Origin of the sequence: Streptomyces sp. TRM49041 (assembly GCF_008271805.1) — a bacterium.
In the GTDB taxonomy this organism is placed as follows: Bacteria; Actinomycetota; Actinomycetes; order Streptomycetales; family Streptomycetaceae; genus Streptomyces.
In genome coordinates this window covers 1-17,682 of sequence record NZ_VSRY01000122.1, presented here as the reverse complement: position 1 = coordinate 17,682, position 17,682 = coordinate 1, and the positions used below count along the sequence as shown (strand labels likewise).

13 protein-coding genes are annotated in these 17,682 nt (G+C 69.5%); 9 read left to right on the top strand and 4 right to left on the bottom strand.

The window, feature by feature from the left end; genetic code table 11:
• Positions 1–13: 13 nt before the first annotated feature.
• The 3 genes from trpA to lgt all read left to right on the top strand — a co-directional run bounded on the left by trpA (position 14) and on the right by lgt (position 2,987).
• Entirely contained in the window at positions 14–838 is an 825-nt protein-coding gene (trpA, locus tag FVS66_RS14320) for a tryptophan synthase subunit alpha (RefSeq protein ID WP_149181622.1), read from the top strand.
• A 63-nt stretch (positions 839–901) separates the two neighbouring features.
• Positions 902–1,873 carry a thioredoxin domain-containing protein gene (locus FVS66_RS14315; RefSeq protein WP_149181573.1) on the top strand — a complete coding sequence of 324 codons (972 nt, stop codon included), beginning with the start codon at positions 902–904 and terminating at the stop codon, positions 1,871–1,873.
• 88 nt (positions 1,874–1,961) lie between these two features.
• Positions 1,962–2,987, top strand: coding sequence for a prolipoprotein diacylglyceryl transferase (gene lgt, locus FVS66_RS14310; protein WP_149181572.1), 1,026 nt, complete (start codon positions 1,962–1,964; stop codon positions 2,985–2,987).
• Between the two features lie 75 nt (positions 2,988–3,062).
• Here lgt and rbsK read toward each other — a convergent pair whose 3' ends face one another.
• A complete protein-coding gene (rbsK, locus tag FVS66_RS14305; protein ID WP_149181621.1) occupies positions 3,063–3,947 on the bottom strand; it encodes a ribokinase in 885 nt (294 codons plus the stop codon).
• Positions 3,948–4,139: 192 nt separating this feature from the next.
• Between rbsK and FVS66_RS14300 the strand changes: the two genes are divergently transcribed.
• The 4 genes from FVS66_RS14300 (at position 4,140) to FVS66_RS14285 (ending at position 12,206) form a co-directional block, all read left to right on the top strand.
• Positions 4,140–4,868 carry a VIT1/CCC1 transporter family protein gene (locus FVS66_RS14300; RefSeq protein WP_149181571.1) on the top strand — a complete coding sequence of 243 codons (729 nt, stop codon included), beginning with the start codon at positions 4,140–4,142 and terminating at the stop codon, positions 4,866–4,868.
• A gap of 429 nt (positions 4,869–5,297) precedes the next feature.
• Positions 5,298–9,857, top strand: a complete 4,560-nt coding sequence (gltB, locus tag FVS66_RS14295; protein WP_149181570.1) for a glutamate synthase large subunit — start codon at positions 5,298–5,300, stop codon at positions 9,855–9,857.
• Positions 9,850–11,310, top strand: a complete 1,461-nt coding sequence (locus FVS66_RS14290) for a glutamate synthase subunit beta (RefSeq protein WP_149181569.1) — start codon at positions 9,850–9,852, stop codon at positions 11,308–11,310. Before gltB ends, FVS66_RS14290 begins: the two co-directional genes overlap by 8 nt.
• 143 nt (positions 11,311–11,453) lie before the next feature.
• On the top strand, positions 11,454–12,206 hold the full coding sequence (locus FVS66_RS14285) for a VWA domain-containing protein (RefSeq protein ID WP_149181568.1): 753 nt from the start codon (positions 11,454–11,456) through the stop codon (positions 12,204–12,206).
• A 425-nt stretch (positions 12,207–12,631) separates the two neighbouring features.
• Here FVS66_RS14285 and FVS66_RS14275 read toward each other — a convergent pair whose 3' ends face one another.
• The 3 genes from FVS66_RS14275 to FVS66_RS14265 all read right to left on the bottom strand — a co-directional run bounded on the left by FVS66_RS14275 (position 12,632) and on the right by FVS66_RS14265 (position 14,796).
• Positions 12,632–13,174 carry an NUDIX hydrolase gene (locus FVS66_RS14275; RefSeq protein ID WP_149181567.1) on the bottom strand — a complete coding sequence of 181 codons (543 nt, stop codon included), beginning with the start codon at positions 13,172–13,174 and terminating at the stop codon, positions 12,632–12,634.
• A 4-nt stretch (positions 13,175–13,178) separates the two neighbouring features.
• Positions 13,179–14,300 carry an adenosylhomocysteinase gene (locus FVS66_RS14270; RefSeq protein WP_149181566.1) on the bottom strand — a complete coding sequence of 374 codons (1,122 nt, stop codon included), beginning with the start codon at positions 14,298–14,300 and terminating at the stop codon, positions 13,179–13,181.
• Positions 14,301–14,550: 250 nt separating this feature from the next.
• A complete protein-coding gene (locus FVS66_RS14265; protein WP_149181565.1) occupies positions 14,551–14,796 on the bottom strand; it encodes a hypothetical protein in 246 nt (81 codons plus the stop codon).
• 345 nt (positions 14,797–15,141) lie between these two features.
• On the opposite strand from FVS66_RS14265, the gene FVS66_RS14260 reads away from it, so the two are divergent.
• Positions 15,142–16,251 (top strand): helix-turn-helix transcriptional regulator, encoded by a 1,110-nt coding sequence (locus FVS66_RS14260; RefSeq protein WP_149181564.1) that lies wholly within the window; start codon positions 15,142–15,144, stop codon positions 16,249–16,251.
• A gap of 80 nt (positions 16,252–16,331) precedes the next feature.
• Complete coding sequence (locus tag FVS66_RS14255; protein ID WP_187645521.1) at positions 16,332–17,672, top strand: IS630 family transposase; 1,341 nt, start codon at positions 16,332–16,334, stop codon at positions 17,670–17,672.
• Positions 17,673–17,682 lie beyond the last annotated feature (10 nt).

Genomic DNA, 17,682 nt, shown 5'->3' with positions numbered 1-17,682 from the left:
CGGCGCTGCATCCATGGGTGGAACGAGCCGGCTGCTGGGCGACACCCTGGCCAAGGCCAAGGCCGAGAACCGCGCGGCGCTCATCGCCTACCTGCCGGCCGGCTTCCCGACCGTCGACGGCGGCATCGAGGCCGTCAAGGCGGCCCTCGACGGCGGCGCCGACGTCGTCGAGGTCGGACTGCCGCACAGCGACCCGGTCCTGGACGGCCCGGTCATCCAGACCGCCGACGACATCGCACTGCGCGGCGGCGTGAAGATCGCCGACGTGATGCGCACCGTCCGCGAGGCGTTCGAGGCCACCGGCAAGCCGGTCCTCGTCATGACGTACTGGAACCCCATCGACCGGTACGGCGTCGAACGCTTCACCGCAGAGCTGGCCGAGGCGGGCGGCGCCGGGTGCATCCTGCCCGACCTGCCCGTACAGGAGTCCGCGCTGTGGCGGGAGCACGCCGACAAGCACGGTCTGGCCACCGTGTTCGTCGTCGCGCCCAGCAGCAGGGACGAGCGGCTCGCCACCATCACCTCCGCCGGTTCCGGGTTCGTGTACGCGGCGTCCCTGATGGGCGTCACCGGCACCCGCGCGTCCGTGGGCGAGCAGGCGTCCGACCTCGTACGGCGCACCCGCGCCACCACGGACCTGCCGGTCTGTGTCGGACTCGGAGTGTCCAACGCCGAGCAGGCCGCCGAGGTCGCCTCCTTCGCCGACGGCGTCATCGTCGGCTCGGCCTTCGTGAAGCGGCTCCTCGACGCCGACGACCAGGCGGCCGGAGTGGCGGCCGTACGGGAACTGGCGGGCGAACTCGCCCGGGGTGTGCAGCGCGCACATCGGGGTTCGTAGCTCGTACGAGTGGTTGTGGAACCGGGGAGGCGCGGACGTGCCTCCCCGGTTCGTTGCTTGGGCGTGAACGAGAAGAACAGCGCAGGGAAGCGGAGCGCGCGCGAGCGGCTCCAGATGGAACGCGAGCGGGAGCGGGCCCGGGAGAAGCGACGCCGCCTGCTGATCGTGTCGGCGGCCGTCGTCGGTGTGCTCGGCCTCGCCGCCGTCGTCGGCGTCATCGCCGCGAACACCGGCGGCAACAGCGACACATCAGGGAAGGGCCCGGTCACGGTGCCGTCCGGCGCCGTCGGTGAGGACGGGCTGATCATCCAGACCGGCGCCTCCGACGCGCCCTCCACACTCACCGTGTGGGAGGACTTCCGCTGCCCGGCCTGCGCCATGTTCGAGAACAGCTTCCGGGACACCATCCACGAGCTGGAGGCCGCCGGGCAGATCCGCACCCACTACCGGCTCGCCACGATCATCGACGGCAACATGGGCGGCAGCGGCTCCCTCAACGCCGCGAACGCCTCCGCGTGCGCCCAGGACGCGGGGAGGTTCACGGCGTACCACGACGTGCTGTACCAGAACCAGCCGCAGGAGGCCGACGACGCCTTCGCCAAGGACGAGAACCTCTTCGAGCTGGCGGCGAAGGTGCCGGGCCTCGACACCCCCTCGTTCCGAGGCTGCGTCAGCAACGGCACCCACGACAGCTGGGTGCAGGCGTCCAACGAAGTCTTCCGCGACGGCGACTTCCGGGGCACGCCGAGCGTCCTGCTCAACGGCGAGTCGATCTTCCCGACGAAGGGGAACGAGCAGATCTCCCCGGCGAACCTGAAGAAGTGGGTCACGGAGGCGAACGAGGGCAAGGAGCCCGGCACGCCCACCGCGCCCACCACCCCCGCACCGTCCACCCCGGCCACCGCCTCCCCGACCGGCGCCGGCGGCGGAGATCCCGAGGGCGACGCAGGGGACCAGGGCAGTCAGGGCGGTCAGGGCGGCCAGGACTCCGGCGCGGGATTCGGGCCCGGGTCCGGGACGGAATCCGTGCACTGACGCCGACGCCCGACCGACCGGGCGTTATGCAGTCTTTGCCGGGCGGGTGGCCCGGTTGTCCGTCCGGCAAGGTAGCGTCGGTGATGCCATGGACCTTGCCTATATTCCCAGCCCGTCGACCGGCGTGATCAACCTCGGACCGATCCCGCTGCGCGGCTATGCCTTCTGCATCATCATCGGTGTCTTCGTCGCCGTCTGGTACGGCAACAGGCGCTGGATCGCCCGGGGCGGCACCGCCGGCACCGTCGCCGACATCGCCGTGTGGGCGGTCCCCTTCGGACTGCTCGGCGGCCGGCTCTACCACGTCGTCACCGACTACCAGCTCTACTTCAGCGAGGGCCGCAACTGGGTCGACGCCTTCAAGATCTGGGAAGGCGGCCTCGGCATCTGGGGCGCGGTCGCGCTCGGCGCCGTGGGCGCCTGGATCGGCTGCCGCCGCCGGGGCATCCCCCTACCCGCGTACGCCGACGCCATCGCGCCCGGCATCGCCTTCGCCCAGGCGATCGGCCGCTGGGGCAACTGGTTCAACCAGGAGCTGTACGGCAGGCCGACCGACCTGCCGTGGGCGCTGGAGATCAGCGAGGGCGTGAACCGCGAGGCCGGGCTCTACCACCCGACCTTCCTGTACGAGTCGCTGTGGTGCGTCGGTGTGGCGTTCCTGGTGATCTGGGCGGACCGCCGGTTCACACTGGGCCACGGCCGGGCCTTCGCCCTGTACGTCGCCGCGTACTGCGCGGGCCGCGGCTGGATCGAGTACATGCGCGTCGACGACGCCCACCACATCCTCGGTCTGCGCCTGAACGTCTGGACCGCGATGGCGGTCTTCCTGCTGGCCGTCACATACATCGTGCTGTCGGCCAGGATGCGGCCGGGCCGCGAGGAGATCGTGGAGCGGGCCGCGGCCACGGCGGACGCCGAGAAGGACGAAGCCGGGAAGACCGACGTCGACGACGAGGGCACCGGGCAGGCCGACTCCGAGAGCGCGGGTTCCCAGAGCGCGGACGCCGAGGACGGCGCCTCCGGGAAGGCCGACCTGGAGAAGTCGAGCGTCGGGAAGGCCGATGCCGAGAGCGAGCCCTCCGACGTGGGGGCGAAGGCGCCTCGGCAGCCGTAGGCGCACCCACACGGGCCGGAGCGGCCGCCGGGACCAGAGGGTCCGGGCGGCCGCTCCGCCGCTTCGTGCCTCGGTTCAGAGGGCGTCGATCTCCGCGCGGTACGGCATCGAGGACGACGCGCCCGCCCGTCGCACCGACAGGGACGCCGCCGCCGACGCCCAGGTCAGGGCGTCCGGCACCGGCCTGCCCTCGCCGAGGGCGACCGCCAGCGCGCCCACGAACGTATCGCCGGCCGCGGTGGTGTCGACGGCCCGCGCCCGACGGGCCGGCACGGTCACCGGGCGGGCGCCCCGGGCCGCGTACAGGGCGCCGGCCGCGCCGAGCGTGACGACCACCTCCGGGACGTCCCGGAGCAGCTCCTCGGCCGCCGTACGCGGATCGGCGACCCCGGTCAGCTCGGCGGCCTCGTGCTCGTTGGGCACCAGCAGGTCCGTCAGGGCGAGCAGCTCGTGCGGCAGCGGCTGGGCGGGCGCGGGCGTCAGGACCGTACGGACACCGTGGCGGCGGGCGGCCTCCGCCCCGGCGATGACGGCGGCCAGCGGCAGCTCCAGCTGGAGCAGCAGAGCATCGGACGCGGCGATTCGGGCCTCGTCGTCGGGTGAGAGGGCGGTGACGGTGGCGTTGGCGCCGGGGACGACCACGATCGCGTTGCCGCCGTCGTCGTCGACCACGATGTGGGCGGTGCCGGACGGGCAGTCCACGGTACGCAGGAGGCCGGTGTCGACCCCGGCGTCCGCGAGTCCGGCCCGCAGCCGGGCGCCGAAGTCGTCCGAGCCCACGGCGCCGATCATCGACACCTCGGCGCCCGCGCGGGCCGCGGCGACGGCCTGGTTGGCGCCCTTGCCGCCGGGGACCGTCCGGAACTCCCGTCCCGTGACGGTCTCCCCGAGCCGGGGCGCCCGGCGCACAAAGGCGACGAGGTCCATGTTGGTGCTGCCGAGCACCGCGATGCGGGTCAGGGGCGGAGTGCGCGTCATGCCCGGAATTCTCCACCCGGGAAGGGCCCGGCCTACGGATACGCGCGCCGTTCGGCGGTGTGGTGGCCCTTACTTAGTAAAGCCTGCCTTGCTGGCGCGCCCCTTACGTCGAGCGTAATTTCGAGCATGACGAGGGGATGCGCGGGCCGCCCCGCGGAGAGCAAGGGGAGATTTGTGTCCATCATCGAGACAGAGGCGACGCTGCATGTCGCACACCGCGACAACCACACGCACCGCGATGTGAACGGCGGCTGGCTGCGCCCGGCGGTGTTCGGCGCCATGGACGGGCTCGTCTCCAACCTGGCTCTGATGACCGGTGTGGCGGGTGGCGCCGTCTCGCAGCAGACCATCGTCATCACGGGGCTGGCGGGTCTGGCGGCCGGCGCGTTCTCGATGGCGGCCGGTGAGTACACGTCCGTGGCCTCGCAGCGCGAGCTGGTCCAGGCCGAGCTGGACGTCGAGCGCCGTGAGCTGCGCAAGCACCCGGTGGACGAGATGGAGGAGCTGGCGGCGCTGTACGTGGCGCGCGGCGTCGAGCCCGCGCTCGCCCGCGAGGTGGCCATGCAACTGTCCCGGGACCCGGAGCAGGCGCTGGAGATCCACGCCCGCGAGGAGCTCGGTATCGACCCGGACGACCTGCCGTCGCCGCTGGTCGCCGCCGCGTCGTCGTTCGGGTCGTTCGCGCTCGGCGCGCTCCTGCCCGTGCTGCCGTATCTGCTGGGGGCGACGACGCTGTGGCCGGCGGTGCTCGTGGCGCTGCTGGGCCTGTTCGCCTGCGGGGCGCTGGTGGCCAGGGTGACCGCGCGCAGCTGGTGGTACAGCGGCCTGCGCCAGTTCGCTCTCGGCGGCGCCGCGGCCGCTGTCACCTACGCCCTCGGCGCGGCGCTCGGCGCGGCGCTCTGACCCGGAGGGCACCTCGGCCGCGTGGGTACGGGCGGCCGGGGTGCCCGCTGTTTCGCGGGGGTTGCCGGAACGTTGTGACGAACGTCCAGTAGCCGGATCGCCCCATCGGGTGGGACACTGTGCAGGGCTCCGCATACGCAGCCATTACCCGGCGGTTTCGACTCCCTCATCCCAGGGCATGAGGTCGTGAGCGCCGCGGGCAACGAAGCCCGCTTCCCCCGACAGACCCACGGACACCATCCGGGTCCGGTGTGCTGTCTGTCCACCTGACGTAGAACCGCATGGACACCACTCTGCGGTGTCCGCATGTTGGAATGGACTATCCGCTTCCCGAGAACCACTCCATCATGTAACCTGCACGAAATTTCGCGGAGGGCCAACGTCGTCCCTTCGGCACTTGCACATGCCACGACGACGACGGGAGAGCCGATGCGTTCCGACGCCTGGTCGCCCATGGACGGTCGCCCCGCTCCGCAGGGGATGTACGACCCCCGCAACGAACACGACGCCTGTGGCGTCGGGCTGGTGGCTACCCTCACCGGTGTTCCTACCCATGAGCTGGTCGAACAGGCGCTGACCGTACTGCGCAACCTGGAGCACCGCGGCGCGACGGGCTCGGAGCCCGACTCCGGCGACGGCGCCGGCATCCTGCTCCAGGTCCCGGACGCGTTCCTCCGCGAGGTCACCGGCTTCACACTGCCGGAGGCCGGTGCGTACGCCGTCGGAACCGCCTTCCTCCCCGAGGACACCGCCGACGAGGCCGTCTCACGTATCGAGACGATCGCCGTCGAGGAGGGCCTCACCGTCCTCGGCTGGCGCGAGGTCCCCGTCACCCCGGACCTGCTCGGCGCCACCGCCCGCTCCACCATGCCGGCCTTCCGCCAGCTGTTCGTCACGGACGGTGTCAGCGCCGGCATCGCCCTGGACCGCAAGGCGTTCGTGCTGCGCAAGCGCGCCGAGCTCGAACTGGGCGTCTACTTCCCGTCGCTGTCCTCGCGCACCCTGGTCTACAAGGGCATGCTCACCACCGGGCAGCTGGAGCCGTTCTTCCCGGACCTGTCCGACCGCCGCATCGCCAGCGCCGTCGCCCTGGTCCACTCGCGGTTCTCCACCAACACCTTCCCGAGCTGGCCGCTCGCCCACCCGTACCGCTTCGTCGCCCACAACGGCGAGATCAACACGGTCAAGGGCAACCGCAACTGGATGCGCGCCCGCGAGTCGCAGCTCGTCTCCGACCTGTTCGGTGAGAAGGAGCTGGAGCGGATCTTCCCGGTCTGCACCCCGGACGCCTCCGACTCCGCCTCCTTCGACGAGGTGCTGGAGCTGCTGCACCTGGGCGGCCGCTCGCTGCCGCACGCGGTGCTGATGATGGTCCCCGAGGCGTGGGAGAACCACGACTCCATGGACCCGGCCCGGCGCGCCTTCTACCAGTACCACGCCACGATGATGGAGCCCTGGGACGGCCCGGCCTGCGTCACCTTCACCGACGGCACCCAGATCGGTGCCGTCCTCGACCGCAACGGCCTGCGCCCCGGCCGCTACTGGGTCACCGACGACGGCCTCGTCGTACTCTCCTCCGAGGTCGGTGTCCTCGACATCGACCCCGGCAAGGTCGTCCGCAAGGGCCGCCTCCAGCCCGGCAAGATGTTCCTCGTCGACACCGCCGAGCACCGCATCATCGAGGACGACGAGATCAAGTCGAAGCTCGCCGCCGAGGAGCCTTACCAGGAGTGGCTGGAGGCCGGCGAGATCGAGCTCTCCGACCTCCCCGAGCGTGAGCACATCGTCCACACCCACGCCTCGGTCACCCGCCGTCAGCAGACCTTCGGCTACACCGAGGAGGAGCTGCGCGTCCTCGTGGCGCCGATGGCCCGCACCGGCATGGAGCCGATCGGCTCCATGGGCACGGACTCGCCGATCGCCGCGCTCTCCGAGCGCCCGCGTCTCCTCTTCGACTACTTCACCCAGCTGTTCGCGCAGGTCACCAACCCGCCGCTGGACGCCATCCGCGAGGAGCTCGTCACCTCGCTGCGCTCCTCGCTCGGACCCCAGGGCAACATCCTGGAGCCGACCGCCGCGACCTGCCGCAATGTCGCTCTGCCCTTCCCGGTGATCGACAACGACGAGCTGGCCAAGCTCATCCACATCAACGCCGACGGCGACATGCCCGGCCTGACCGCCGCGACGCTGTCCGGTCTCTACCGGGTCTCCGGCGGCGGCGACGCCCTCGCCGCCCGGATCGAGGAGATCTGCGCCGAGGCCGACGCCGCCATCGAGGGCGGCGCCCGGCTCATCGTGCTCTCCGACCGGCACTCCGACGCCGAGCACGCGCCGATCCCGTCGCTGCTGCTCACCGCCGCCGTTCACCACCACCTCATCCGCACCAAGCAGCGCACCCAGGTGGGTCTGCTGGTCGAGGCCGGCGACGTCCGCGAGGTCCATCACGTCGCGCTGCTCATCGGCTACGGCGCCGCCGCCGTCAACCCGTACCTCGCCATGGAGTCCGTCGAGGACCTCGTCCGCGCCGGCACGTTCATCGAGGGCATCGAGCCCGAGAAGGCCATCCGCAACCTGATCTACGCCCTCGGCAAGGGCGTCCTGAAGGTCATGTCGAAGATGGGCATCTCGACCGTCGCCTCCTACCGCGGCGCCCAGGTCTTCGAGGCCGTCGGCCTCGACGACGCCTTCGTAGAGAAGTACTTCAACGGCACCGCCAGCAAGATCGGCGGCGCGGACCTCGACGTCATCGCCAAGGAGGTGGCCGCCCGCCACGCCAAGGGCTACCCGGCCAGCGGCATCGCGCCCGCCCACCGGGCCCTGGAGATCGGCGGCGAGTACCAGTGGCGCCGCGAGGGCGAGCCGCACCTGTTCGACCCCGAGACGGTCTTCCGCCTCCAGCACGCCACCCGCTCCAAGCGGTACGACATCTTCAAGAAGTACACGGAGCGTGTGAACGAGCAGTCCGAGCGGCTGATGACGCTGCGCGGCCTGTTCGGCTTCAGGTCCGACCGCCCGTCGATCCCGATCGAGGAGGTCGAGCCGGCCGGCGAGATCGTCAAGCGCTTCTCCACCGGCGCCATGTCGTACGGCTCCATCTCCAAGGAGGCGCACGAGACCCTCGCCATCGCCATGAACCAGCTGGGCGGCAAGTCCAACACCGGTGAGGGCGGCGAGGACCCCGAGCGCCTGTACGACCCGGAGCGCCGTTCGTCGATCAAGCAGGTCGCCTCCGGCCGCTTCGGCGTCACGTCCGAGTACCTGGTCAATGCCGACGACATCCAGATCAAGATGGCCCAGGGCGCCAAGCCCGGCGAGGGCGGCCAGCTGCCCGGCCACAAGGTCTACCCGTGGGTCGCCAAGACCCGGCACTCCACGCCGGGCGTCGGCCTGATCTCGCCGCCGCCGCACCACGACATCTACTCCATCGAGGACCTGGCTCAGCTGATCCACGACCTCAAGAACGCCAACCCGGCCGCCCGCATCCATGTGAAGCTGGTGTCCGAGGTCGGCGTCGGTACGGTCGCGGCCGGCGTGTCCAAGGCCCACGCGGACGTCGTGCTCATCTCCGGCCACGACGGCGGTACGGGCGCGTCCCCGCTCACCTCGCTGAAGCACGCGGGCGGCCCCTGGGAGCTCGGCCTCGCCGAGACCCAGCAGACCCTGCTGCTCAACGGGCTGCGCGACCGGATCGTCGTCCAGACCGACGGCCAGCTGAAGACGGGCCGCGACGTCGTCATCGCCGCGCTGCTCGGCGCCGAGGAGTTCGGCTTCGCGACCGCGCCGCTCGTGGTCTCCGGCTGCGTCATGATGCGCGTCTGCCACCTGGACACCTGCCCGGTCGGCATCGCCACGCAGAACCCGGTCCTGCGGGAGCGGTTCTCCGGCAAGGCCGAGTTCGTCGTCAACTTCTTCCAGTTCATCGCCGAAGAGGTCCGCGAGCTCCTCGCCGAGCTGGGCTTCCGCACCCTCGACGAGGCCGTCGGCCACGCCGAACTCCTCGACACCGAGCGTGCCGTCGACCACTGGAAGGCCCAGGGCCTCGACCTGGCCCCGCTCTTCCACGTCCCGGAGCTGCCCGAGGGTGCCGTCCGGCACCAGCTGATCGAGCAGGACCACGGCCTGGAGAAGGCCCTGGACAACCAGCTCATCGAGCTCGCCGCCGACGCGCTCGGCGCCGCGTCCCCCGACGACGCCGGGCCGGTCCGCGCCCAGCTGACGATCCGCAACATCAACCGGACCGTCGGCACGATGCTCGGCCACGCGGTGACGAAGAAGTTCGGTGGCGCGGGCCTGCCCGACGACACCATCGACGTCACCTTCACGGGCTCCGCCGGCCAGTCCTTCGGCGCGTTCGTCCCGCGCGGCGTGACCCTCCGCCTGGAGGGCGACGCCAACGACTACGTCGGCAAGGGCCTCTCCGGCGGCCGGATCGTCGTCCGCCCGGACCGCGGCGCCGACCACCTGGCCGAGTACTCGACCATCGCCGGCAACACCATCGGATACGGCGCGACCGGCGGCGAGATGTTCCTCCGCGGCCGCACCGGCGAGCGCTTCTGCGTCCGCAACTCCGGCGCGCTGGTGGTGTCCGAGGGTGTCGGCGACCACGGCTGCGAGTACATGACGGGCGGCCACGCCGTCGTACTCGGCGAGACCGGGCGGAACTTCGCGGCCGGTATGTCCGGCGGCATCGCGTATGTCATCGACCTCGACCGGGACAACGTCAACGCCGGCAACGTGGGGGCGATCGAAACCCTCGACGACACCGACAAGGCATGGCTGCACGACGTGGTGCGCCGCCACCAGGAGGAGACCGGCTCCACCGTCGCCGAGAAGCTCCTCGCCGAGTGGTCCGTCGCCGTGGACCGCTTCAGCAAGATCATCCCGACCACGTACAAGGCAGTGCTCGCCGCCAAGGACGCCGCCGAGCGGGCCGGCCTCTCCGAGGCCGAGACCACCGAGAAGATGATGGAGGCGGCGACCAATGGCTGACCCCAAGGGCTTCCTGACCACCGGCCGTGAGGTCGCCGAGACCCGCCCGGTCGGCGAGCGCGTCAAGGACTGGAACGAGGTCTACGTCCCCGGCTCCCTGCTGCCGATCATCAGCAAGCAGGCGTCCCGGTGCATGGACTGCGGCATCCCGTTCTGCCACAACGGCTGCCCCCTCGGAAACCTCATCCCCGAGTGGAACGACTTCGCCTACCGCGAGGACTGGGGCGCCGCGTACGAGCGGCTGCACGCCACGAACAACTTCCCGGAGTTCACCGGGCGGCTCTGTCCCGCGCCCTGCGAGGCGGCGTGCGTGCTCGGCATCAACCAGCCGGCCGTCACCATCAAGAACGTCGAAGTCTCGATCATCGACAAGGCCTGGGACTCGGGCAATGTGACGCCCCAGCCTCCGGAGCGGCTCTCCGGCAAGACCGTCGCCGTCATCGGCTCCGGTCCGGCGGGTCTCGCCGCCGCGCAGCAGCTGACCCGGGCCGGCCACACGGTCGCCGTGTACGAGCGCGCCGACCGCATCGGTGGCCTGCTCCGCTACGGCATCCCCGAGTTCAAGATGGAGAAGCGGCACATCAACCGGCGCATCGAGCAGATGCGCGCGGAGGGCACCCGCTTCCGTACGGGCATCGAGATCGGTCGCGACCTGAAGGCCACGGACCTGCGCAAGCGGTACGACGCGGTCGTCATCGCGGCCGGTGCGACCACCGCGCGCGACCTGCCCGTGCCCGGCCGTGAGCTCAAGGGCGTCCACCAGGCGATGGAGTACCTGCCGCTCGCGAACAAGGTGCAGGAGGGCGACTTCGTCACCCCGCCGATCACCGCCGAGGGCAAGCACGTCGTGGTCATCGGCGGCGGCGACACCGGCGCGGACTGCGTGGGCACCGCCCACCGCCAGGGCGCGGCCTCCGTCACCCAGCTGGAGATCATGCCCAAGCCGGGCGAGGACCGGGCGCCGCACCAGCCGTGGCCGACCTTCCCCATGCTGTACAAGGTCACCTCGGCCCACGAGGAGGGCGGCGAGCGGGTCTACTCCGTCTCCACCACCCACTTCGAGGGCGACGAGGAGGGCAACGTCCAGTTCCTCCACCTCGTCGAGGTCGAGTTCGTCGACGGCAAGCTCACGCAGAAGCCCGGCACCGAGCGGAAGATCCCCGCCCAGCTGGTCACCCTCGCGATGGGCTTCACCGGTACGGACGTCGAGAACGGCCTGGTCGAGCAGTTCGGCCTGGAGCTCGACGAGCGCGGCAACGTCGCCCGCGACGGCGACTTCGCGACCAACGTCGACGGCGTCTTCGTCGCCGGTGACGCCGGCCGCGGCCAGTCCCTCATCGTGTGGGCCATCGCCGAGGGCCGCTCAGCCGCCCGTGGCGTGGACCGCTATCTGACCGGTGCGAGCGAGCTGCCCGCGCCGGTCCGCCCGACGGACCGTGCTCTGACGGTGTAACGCACCGTCGTAGTCGTCCCGTACAACGGCGTACGGAACACAGCAGCGCCTGCCATGTCCCCGACCGGACCCATGGCAGGCGCTGCGCCTTGCGGTGGCGTAACTTCGGTGCGTACGAAGCGAGTCACGCAGGGGGAGTGCAAATGGCCGTCGACCTCCGGAAGATCGAGCAGACCGCACCCGCGCTGGTCGACCTCTACAAGCGCGCGGGTGTCTCGCTCCGCAAGCACGGGCTCGGCGGGGAGAGAGCCGCGGTCTACCTGGTGGTGGACCACTCCGGTTCGATGCGCCGCTACTACCGGGACGGCAGCGTCCAGGCCCTCGCCGACCGGGTGCTCGGTCTCTCCGCGAACCTGGACGACGACGGGCGCGTACCGGTCGTGTTCTTCTCCACCGACGTGGACGCCCTGACCGACATCGATCTCGGCGGCCACCAGGGGAGCATCGACCGGATCGTCTCCGGGCTCGGCCACATGGGCCTGACCAACTACCACCTGGCCATGGACGCCGTCATCGACCACTACCTCGACAGCGGCGCCACCGCCCCGGCGTTCGTCGTCTTCCAGACGGACGGCGGGCCCAGCAGCAGGCTCGCCGCCCGGCGGTATCTGTGCAAGGCGGCCGCGCTGCCGATGTTCTGGCAGTTCGTCGGCTTCGGCGACCCGCGCGGCGACCAGTTCGACTTCCTCCGCAGGCTCGACCAGCTGCCTGTGCCGAGGACGCGGCCCGTCGACAACGCGGGCTTCTTCCCGGCGGGCCGCGACCCCCGCCGGGTCTCCGACGACATGCTGTACGACCGGCTTCTGGGTGAGTTCCCCTCCTGGCTGGCCGCCGCCCGGGCCCAGGGCATAATCCGCTCGGCCGGACCGGGCCCGTCCGGCAGTCCGACTCCATGACTTCACTCGTGAGACATGCGACCGTCGACTGCTCCGACGCCTACCGGCCGGCCGGCTTCCGGTCCGCCGTCCTCGACGCGCCCCTCGCCGACGACGACCACCCCGGCGACCCGGAGGCGCACGTCCTGGCCTCCGGCGTGGGGATCAGCAGATCGCGGGGGAGATCATCCGGGACATCGAGTCAGGCACTCTCGCCGTCGACCGTCCGATTCCCTCGTAGTCCTCATTGATCCAGCGATGGGGCGTCGCGCGGGACACCGCCCGTCGTGCGGTCCGGCACCTGCGGGAACCCGGGTACGTCTACACCGTGCCGCAGCGAGGCACCTACGTGTGCGACCGCAGCGAGGGCGAGGCTAGAGACAGTACCCGGCCCCGCACGTCCGCGACGGGGAGGCACGGACAGGGCGGGGCCGACTGCGAACTGTCTAGCGGAGCGCGGCAGCGACTCGCGAACGCAGAGCCTCGTCAGAGATCGTGTCCGCGCTGCGCCACGCGTACCCGCTCACTTCCTCTTCTTGCAGTTTCACGGCCTGGTCGCCGCCCGCACGGAAGAGGTAACGGAAGTCCGCGTGCCAGTGGGCGCCCTCACCCTTGCTCTCGTTGGCGGGGATGGGGTGCACGTCGATGTGCACGGGGGTTGCCTGCACGGGGGAGACGCCGAGCGTGATTCCCGTTTCCTCGATCAGCTCGCGCAGCGCCGCGCCCATCAGGTTCACGTCCTCGGGTTCCAGGTGCCCGCCGGGGGTCAGCCACTTGTCGAGTGCCATGTGACGGATGAACAGCGCTTCGCCCTGGTTGTTGACGAGCACCGCCCCGGCGGTCACGTGCCCACGGAACTCCTTCCGGCTCGTCACGTCGGCGCCCTGGTCCAGCAGCTCACCGAGCGGGGCAAGCGCGTGCTTGTCCTCGGGGTGCGCGTCGGTGTACTCGGCGACGGTCGTACGGATGTGGTCTGCCGTGATGGGCATTCGATCACCTGTTGTAGTAGTGGATCCAGGAAGCCGCGATGGCTTCCCGGTCGGCGGTGGGCACCTCATGCATAGCGCTGTCCAGGTCCCCACGGGCGAGTTTGGCGGCGCCCGCCAAGAGTTCGCCCTGAACGAGCGCGATGAACGGTCCAACGCTCGCACCGTGGATGAAGTTGACCGCCTCGCCCTCGTTCAGCAGATAGAAGTAGTGCCCCCGAGTGCTGTAGCAGGTCACGTGCTCGCCGCCGCTGTCACGGGTGTAGCCCGAGGGGAGCCCACTCAACTCCAGCTCGTCTTCCGAGCTGGTCACAGTGGCGACATAGGCCCCGTTCTTGAGCTGGGGGAAGTCCTCGCCACGCAGCGACAGTTGGCCCGTCGCGCACAGCACGAGCCCCGCCGTCGCTATGGCCTGGTCGCGATCTCGGGCCACCTCGAACCCCTGCGACATGGCCTGTGCCCGCCGCACGGGGTCCACGTCGTAGACGATGACGCGCACGCCCTTGACGTGCAGCAGGCGGGCAATCGAGCTGCCCAGCTTGCCGAAGCCGATTACCAGGGCGGGACGCCCGTGCAGGATGTCGTTCCGCTGCCGCAGCAGCGCTTCCGTGGAGAACACGACGGACTGTCCGACCAGGAAGTCTTCAGGTTCCTTGAGCGGCGAGCGAGCCACGCTGATCACGGGACACGGCAGCTTGTCCCGCTCGGCGTAACGGCGGTGACCGTTCTCGGTATCCTCGACCACGCCGAGGATGGTTCCCGAAAACCGCTCACAGATCGCGTCCAGCGAGGGGGCGAAGTAGCCGCCCACATCGAGTAAGACGAGCGGTTCACCGGCCGCTCTGTTCTCCAGGTAGCTCACGGCCGTGTCGGGGTCGCTGAACAGCTCCCGGGACAGCTCGTCGCACGGGTGCGCCTTTTCGATCTCGCGGCGGGCGCTCGCGTGGATGGACTTGGGCTTGGGCAGCACCGCGCGGAGCTGCGTCACCCTGCCCACGGCCTCGACGAACGAGGGACGCTCGGGCAAGAGATGGGTGATCAGCAGCGAGGACGGATGCTCGGTCGGGGCGAATGTCGCGGTGATCTTGCCGAAGAACGCGTCAAGTCTCGCGCGCTCGGTGGTTTCCATTGGCACTCCCTTTCTGTCTGTAGTAGTTGCAGGACTCGGTAGTAGAGGCTTCTCGCGGTGCGTTCTTCTGCTCTCGGCATCCGTGTTTGCACGATTCCCAGCGGCACGGAATGTGCTTGGAACCGGGAGGGAGGTAGACCACTCCGGACTTCACGTCCAGTGCTCCCCCGTACTCGGTCCACCACCCTTCGGGGCTGTTCTCGTATGGAGTTCCCGCGAATGGGCCGGCGGCCGTGCTCTCATCCGACACTCAGCAGCCCCAGCGCGTACGTGCGTTCACCTCAGCCACAGCGCCGCTCAGGGCGTCGGACTGCATTGCCGGACGCATGTCGTCGGGTTCGGCTTCCCACTCCTTGCCGCCGTTCAGCGGACGAAGCTGGTAGCGCGGGCCGACATGCCCCATCACGCGCCCCACCCGGCCCGTAGCGGAGTCCCGGGCGGTTTCTCCCGGCTCCCACACTCGCGGGTGCTCACGTGGGTTCTCATGCGTGTACATGGCGCCACCTGTGTTCCAGGCCGTCACGGACCCTGATGAGTACCGGGCGTGTGGGCGGCACGTAGCCGGTCCGCGGCACCCACTCGGGTGCAAGCCGCCAGAACCCGCCCGCCTGTATCAGGGCGGCCAACTTGTCCACCTCATCGGTCTCGTGGGCGGGCTTGTGATCCATGGTCCGGGTCCTTCGCTTTGGCGTCGTCCCTTGCGGTGATCCGTGGTGCGCGCGGCGCCCGCTGATCGTCCCGCCTGGCATGGACGCGGGCTAGGGGCACCGATAGGGGCAAGTCGCCGTCGAACGCGCGTACTTACCCAGCGCAGGGGCCGCCGTAGGGGCAAGATGGAGACATGACCATCGGGGTATTGATCAAGGACCTACGCGAAGCACGAGGATGGTCCCAAGGGCGACTGGCGGACGAGATCAACGAGGCTTTCGGGACGGGACTCAATCGGGAGTACGTCAGCCGCTGGGAGCGTTCCAAAGTGGTGCCGGGGTCCTTCTATCTCCGGTGCCTGTCGGCCGTCCTGGACGTGCCCCTAGCTGTTCTAGAGGGTGAAGTGAAGCGCCGTACGTTCCTGTCAGACGTTGCAGCCACCGCAATAGCGCCCGTTGTCGCATCAGACCTTCTCAGTGCCGGGTTCGCTGCCCGACTTCGCGGCGGCCCCTCGTTGGACGAATGGGAAGGGAAGCTAGCCGAATACGGCACGGAGTACATGAGTCTCGGCGCAGCCGATATTCAGCGGCGGGTATCCCGCGAACTCGTCGTAGTCCAGCAGCAGCTGGACACTCCACACCTGTGGTCCGTCGCGTCTCGGCTTATGACCCTCTATGCCAAGACGTTTCCGGGGTCGGATGGAACCAAGGCAGTCAGCTGGTATCGGCTTGCCGCCGAAGCCGCCGATCAATCCGGCGACGACGACGCGCGGGTCTGGGTTCGCGGACGGGCGGCAATCGCCCTGGGGTACGAGGGTGCAGCGCTCGGAGTTGCCGACATGCTTGCCGATCAGGCAATGGCCATCAGCGAGAAACCATCCCTTGGCCTACTGAATGCCGTCATGGGAAAGGCACACGCCGCAGCAATTCGGGGTGACGACAAAACGGCGCGAGCGCTTATGGACGACGGGCGTGGAATCTTCGACCGGGCAGGATCTTACGAGCAGACTTCTGACTATGCGGTGCCATGGTGGCGCATGAATGTCTTTGTCTCGCTTCTCGCCGCACGACTCGGAGACGAGACGACAGCAGTCGAGGCACAGGAAGCCGCACGCAGGGAAATCCCGGACTCCCTCCCCCGGTTCGCTACACATCTTGAAATGCACCGAGGGTTGATGCTCGCGCGATCCGGTGACAAGCACGGTGGCACGAAATATGCGCGCGCAGCGCTCGACTCGCTCCCTCCGGAAAAGCACTCCCTCACCCTTCGGTTGCTCATGGCTGAGGTGGAGCAGTCCTATTAATCAGAAACTCATGGAGTTCACTCGTCGATGACCTAGTGTCCTCGCCGGAAATGGCGAGACTAAGTCTGTAGGCTGTTTTCATGGCGTCTCGGGGTCCTCGTGCTGTCGAAGTCGTGTTGTCTGCTGAGGAGCGGGCGGAGTTGGCGCGTTGGGCGGTGGGTGGTGCGGTGTCGGCTCGTGTGGCGGAGCGGGCCCGGATCATCCTGGCCTGTGCCGAGGGTGGTTCCAACACCGCTGTGGCGGCGGACTTCGGGGTGTCCACGGAGACGGTGCGTAAGTGGCGCTCGCGGTTCGTGGTCCGGCGGGTGGCGGGCCTGGTGGACGAGCCTCGGCCGGGCCGGCGCAAGCCGGAGCTGGTGCTCAGCGAGGCCGAGCGTGCCGAGCTGACGCGCTGGGCGCGGCGGGCGAAGACCGCGCAGTTCCTGGCGCTGCGGGCGAGGATCGTGCTGCGATGTGCGGAGGGCGGGACCAACAAGGAGATCGCCGCTGAACTCGGCGTCGCACCGGGCACGGTGAACCGCTGGCGGTCAAGGTTCATCCGGTTGCGGCTGGACGGGCTGATTGACGAGGCCCGCCCCGGCAGGCCGCCCTCGATCCTGCTGAACCAGGTGGAGGACGTGCTCACGGCGACGTTGGAGTCCTCCCCGGGCAAGGACACCCACTGGTCGCGGGCCTCGATGGCGAAGCACTCCGGGCTGTCGAAGTCCACCATCGGGCGGATCTGGAAGAAGTTCGACCTCAAGCCCCATCTCCAGGACGCGTTCAAGCTCTCCACCGACCCGCAGTTCGTCGCGAAGGTCGTCGACGTCGTCGGCCTATACCACAACCCGCCCGAGAAAGCGGTGGTGCTGTGCGTGGACGAGAAGAGCCAGATCCAGGCGCTGGACCGGTCCCAGCCGGTTCTGCCGATGATGCCCGGCATGCCCGAGCGGCGCACCCATGACTACTACAGGCACGGCATCACCAGCCTGTTCGCCGCCTTCAACATCGCCGACGGCAGCGTCATATCAGCACTGCACCGCCGCCACCGGGCCATCGAGTTCAAGAAGTTCCTGATTCGGATCGACAAGGTCGTGCCCGCCGGCCTCGACGTCCACCTGGTCTGTGACAATTACGCCACCCACAACACCGCCGAGATCAAGACGTGGCTGGGGAAACACCCGCGTTTCCACATCCACTTCACCCCCACCGGCTCCTCCTGGATGAACCAGGTCGAGCGGTGGTTCGGCCTGTTGACGGACAAGCTCATCCGCCGCGGCGTGCACACCTCCGTGAAGGCCCTGGAGCAAGACATCACGGCCTGGATCGACGGATGGAACGAGAACCCCCGGCCCTTCACCTGGACCAAGACCGCCGACGAGATCCTGAACTCCCTCGCCGACTACCTCACGAAAATCAACCCGCCAACCACTGAAACCTGAAATAGACTTA